Origin of the sequence: Pedobacter sp., from assembly GCF_035317785.1 — a bacterium.
Lineage (GTDB): Bacteria > Bacteroidota > Bacteroidia > Sphingobacteriales > Sphingobacteriaceae > Pedobacter.
On record NZ_DATHGC010000267.1, the window covers coordinates 1 to 4,400 of the forward strand.

5 protein-coding genes and 1 pseudogene are annotated in these 4,400 nt (G+C 46.1%); 3 read left to right on the plus strand and 3 right to left on the minus strand.

Going from position 1 to position 4,400, the window contains the following annotated elements; translation table 11 throughout:
• Together VK541_RS16625 and VK541_RS16630 are read left to right on the plus strand one after the other, a co-directional pair.
• Positions 1-479 (plus strand): FGGY-family carbohydrate kinase (locus tag VK541_RS16625; RefSeq protein WP_324371454.1); only part of this gene is annotated, 479 nt, incomplete at its 5' end.
• A gap of 320 nt (positions 480-799) precedes the next feature.
• Positions 800-1,333: an OmpA family protein gene (locus tag VK541_RS16630; protein ID WP_324371455.1), complete on the plus strand. Its 534-nt coding sequence runs from the start codon at positions 800-802 to the stop codon at positions 1,331-1,333.
• A 75-nt stretch (positions 1,334-1,408) separates the two neighbouring features.
• Here VK541_RS16630 and VK541_RS16635 read toward each other — a convergent pair whose 3' ends face one another.
• The 3 genes from VK541_RS16635 to VK541_RS16645 all read right to left on the minus strand — a co-directional run bounded on the left by VK541_RS16635 (position 1,409) and on the right by VK541_RS16645 (position 3,981).
• Entirely contained in the window at positions 1,409-1,879 is a 471-nt protein-coding gene (locus VK541_RS16635; protein ID WP_324371456.1) for a VOC family protein, read from the minus strand.
• Between the two features lie 163 nt (positions 1,880-2,042).
• On the minus strand, positions 2,043-2,975 hold the full coding sequence (locus tag VK541_RS16640) for a hydrogen peroxide-inducible genes activator (protein WP_324371457.1): 933 nt from the start codon (positions 2,973-2,975) through the stop codon (positions 2,043-2,045).
• Positions 2,976-3,051: 76 nt separating this feature from the next.
• The gene (locus VK541_RS16645) at positions 3,052-3,981 is read right to left on the minus strand and encodes a GDP-L-fucose synthase (protein WP_324371458.1); all 930 of its coding nucleotides are present in this window, start codon (positions 3,979-3,981) and stop codon (positions 3,052-3,054) included.
• A gap of 190 nt (positions 3,982-4,171) precedes the next feature.
• On the opposite strand from VK541_RS16645, the pseudogene VK541_RS16650 reads away from it, so the two are divergent.
• Positions 4,172-4,400: pseudogene (locus VK541_RS16650) on the plus strand (tRNA (guanosine(46)-N7)-methyltransferase TrmB); the annotation flags it as partial.

Here is a 4,400-nt window from a genome sequence, read left to right on the forward strand (position 1 = left end):
CTGCAGGCAGTGAAGGCCTGATCTTCCTGCCTTATCTGAACGGCGAGCGTGCGCCGGTATGGGATGCTTCTGCAAGCGGGAGTTTTTTCGGCCTCAGGTTACAGCACGGTCAGGGGCACCTGGCCAGGGCTGCGCTCGAAGGAATCTGCTACGCATTGAACCAGGTGCTGGTCACGCTGGAGCAGCACACAGGGCATATACACAAAATCAACGTCAGCGGCGGTTTTGTTCATTCTGAAGTATGGATGCAGCTTCTGGCAGACGTTACCGGGAAACCGCTTATACTGATGCATACCGAAGACGCCTCGGCCATCGGGGCTGCCTACCTTGCGGCAAAAACAACGGGTTTAACAAATGAATACCCGCAGCCGGAACCCGGAGAAAAGGCCATTACGCCCGACTGGCAAACACATGAAGTCTACAAGAAGGGTTTTGCAACATATACTCAGCTTTATCCGGCACTGAAGAGGTTGACCTGAATCTGGTTTATACTTTGCTTCGACTTTGCTGCAGTTCAAACTGGGTATACCCTAACTCGTCAGCAAGTGCGGGCTGAGAGCACCTTTTTTCCGTAAAAAGGTGCTCTCACCGTGGACTCAGGGTGCACTCACCCTGCACTCAGTCAGAATGGTACAAAATCCTGCTTTAGCCTGAACCTAAGGTGAAGAAGTTTTGAAAGGCACTAATTAACGGGATGTTTCGTTTTAGCTGTATATCCGGTGAATATAGCAACATTATTATTTATCTGTGGCAGTTCAAACGGATATTTTGTAGGTTTATAGAAACATAGAAAACACAAATGAAAATTTTAAAGAATCCATTACTGCTGGTCCTTATCGGACTGCTCAGCATTTCGCTGCAAGCATGCAAAACCAAGAAGGCCGTGGCCAAACCCACACCTTCTGTAGAAACGAAAGCAGAGCCTGTAGAGGAAAAACAGCCCGAGCCCGCTCCGGCACCTGAAAAGCCCGCGGCGCCTGCCCCTGTAGAAAAACCGAATTTTGAATTTAAAAATGTACAGTTTGAATTTGATTCTGGTGTATTGAAGACCGCTTCTTTTGAAATTCTGGACCAGGTGGCCAGAGAAATGAAAAAGGACCCCACTGTGAAGTTTATCCTCAACGGACACTCCTCTATCGAAGGTTCTGCCGAACACAATATGTCATTATCAGTAGACAGGGCAAACTCTGTAAAATCCTATTTGGTCAATGCAGGCATCAGCGGATCGAACCTGACCATCAAAGGGTTTGGGGCTACGCAGCCTAAAACATCCAACAGTACTGAAGAAGGACGCGCTGTAAACCGAAGGGTAGAATTTGAAAAGGCGAATTAGATGGCCTTACCCTTAAATAAAAATACCCCGAACACTCGTCGGGGTATTTTTATTTAAGGGCTGATCACAAAAGGTTTAAGCATCTTTAAGCTGTTGTATATTGATTTTGCGCATCTTCAGCATGGCCTGCATTGTCCTTTGTGCTTTTTGAGGGTCCTTATCCTGCAGTAGCTGGCTTAGTATCGGGGGGATGATCTGCCAGGACAAACCAAACTTGTCTTTAAGCCAGCCACATTGGCTTTCTGCGCCGCCATCGGCGATCAGACTGTTCCAAAGGAAATCAATCTCTTCCTGGGTCTCGCAGCTTACCTGAAAGGACATAGATTCATTAAATTTAAATTGAGGGCCACCGTCTATGGCCATAAAACGCTGTCCGTTCAGTTCAAATACGGCAGTCAGGACTTTGCCTTTCATGCCAGGGAATTCGTCGCCATAGCGGGCGATACTTACAATTTTTGAATCTTTGAACAGGGAAGTATAAAGATTAACTGCTTCTTCTGCCTGTCCGTCATACCAGAGGAAAGGGGTTATTTTTTGTGTACTCATTGTTTTCAGTTTTAGTAGGTTGCGAAATTATTTGACGATGGTCCGGATTTTTGTATCAGTGATGATTATCAATCACTGATACAAACTTAGGCACAATAGTGGAAACGAATGTTGTGCAAATCAGACAAAAACAGGGGGTGAATGCGACAAGTACCGGCTAGAATCAGAGTCCTACCACATCTTTCTTTTTTTTCTGCTTCATGCTTTTGGGAATAATGTTGAGGATTTCTTCCTTCAACGCATTCAGCATCCTTTTTTTGATGAAATTTTTGTGGGTGATCAGGCTGATCTCTCTTACTGGCTCAGGGGATTTGAAATAGCGGACCTTGCTCATTTGCTTATGACTGAGCTCTTCCAGGGCGAGTTCCGGCAGCAACGTCGCGCCATTGTTCATGTCTACCATACGGATCAGGGTTTCGACGCTCCCGGTATTGTAGGTCAGGCCCTGCAGGCGGCTGTGCTTTGTTGAACGGCAAATGTTGAGGACCTGCGATCTCATACAATGTCCTTCATTCAGCAGCCAGATGTTCTCGTCTTCCAGGTCCTCAGCATCAATGGCTTTTTTCTTATAAAGCTTGCTGTTCTTACTGATATAGGTCACGAAGTTTTCATAATAAAGCGGGAGCTCTTCAATGGCATTATCCGCCAGGGGAGTAGCCAGTATTCCGCAGTCCAGCACACCGGTCTTCAGGTGGTGAATGATGTCTTCGGTGGTATATTCCCAGATCAGGAGTTTCAGGTCGGGGTATTTCTCCATCATCGCAGCAATCACCCTTGGCAAAAGGTAAGGGGCAACTGTAGGAATAATGCCGACCCTAAGCTCGCCTGTTACATCCTGCTGCTGGTTACTGATGAGTTCCCTGATTTTCTGGCTTTCCTGCAGGACCAGTCTTGCCTGCTGGATGATCTGGGCACCGATCTCAGTGGGTACAATGGGTTGCTTGCTGCGGTCAAACAGCTTCACATTCAGCATCTCTTCCAGTTTCTGTACCTGCATGCTCAAAGTAGGCTGAGTAACGAAACATTTTTCGGCGGCACCTACAAAACTCCTGTAAGTGTCTACCGCTACAATGTATTCTAGTTGAACTAATGTCATATAGTTAAAGTTTATTCTCTTTAACAAAGATATCAATTATAACTATGATAAGAAAAAATGGATATGAATGACCGGATTAAATATGTTTGGCTAAAAAATCCCGGTAGGCCAGTTCAATTCCTTCTTCGAGCTCCACCGTATGTTTCCATCCCAGTGAATGCAGTTTGGAAACATCCATTAACTTGCGCGGAGTACCATCAGGTTTACTACTGTCAAAGGTTAACGTGCCCTCAAATCCGGTTACCCTTTTGATCAGCAAAGCAAGATCTTTGATGGTCAGGTCTTCTCCCGTTCCGATATTTACAAAACCCGGTTCATTGTATTCCTGCATTAAAAAGTAGCAGGCGTCTGCCAGGTCATCGGCAAAGAGGAATTCACGCATTGGAGATCCCGAACCCCAAATGGTAACTTTGGCGTTGCCATTAACCTTTGCCTCGTGAAACTTCCGGATCAGGGCGGGCAGCACATGAGAATTTTGAGGGTGGTAATTGTCATTATAGCCGTACAAATTGGTCGGCATTACGGATATGAAGTTGCATGCGTACTGATCGCGGTAGGCATCTGCCATTTTTATTCCGGCAATTTTTGCGATGGCATAGGGTTCATTGGTTTCCTCCAGCAGTCCGGTGAGCAAGTATTCCTCCTTTAAAGGCTGGGGAGCAAGCTTGGGATAGATGCAGCTTGACCCCAGGAACATCAGTTTCTTAACGCCTGTCAGGTAGGACTGGTGGATGGCATTGTTTTGAATACAAAGATTTTCATACAGAAAGTCCGCTCTGTAAGTGTTGTTGGCTATAATACCCCCTACTTTGGCTGCCGCCAGAAAAACATAATCCGGCTTTTCTGCGGCAAAGAAGCCGGCAGCGGCCTGCTGGTCGCGGAGGTCCAGTTCGGCTGAAGTTTTAGTAACCAGGTTGGTATAGCCCTCTTTTACCAGTTTGCGGTAAATGGCTGAGCCCACCATCCCACGGTGGCCGGCTACATATATTTTTGCGTTCTTTTCCAATTGAAATCTTAATGTTTTACAAAAGTACGGAATCCTTTGTTATTTCGACGCCTGCCCGTCATTCTGACTGAGAGCCGCCCCGGCTTCAGGTCGGGGAATCGGGGAACCTTTTGAACAGCACAGGCAAGAGATGGGATATTAAACAATCTACTAAGTTTTATATAAATTTGTATTTCAATATCATAAAACAGTGGGTAAAGATAAATTAAGAAAGTTTGCGGAAATAGATACGTTTCCCAATGTGTACCAGCTTGAAGAAGGCAAGGAGCTGAGCGGGAAGTGGGCGGCACAGCATTTTAAGAACAGCAATCCCGTGGTATTGGAGCTGGCATGCGGAAAGGGAGAGTATTCTGTCGGACTGGCCAAAATGTTTCCGGGTAAGAATTTTATTGGAATCGATCTGAAAGGCAACAGAATCT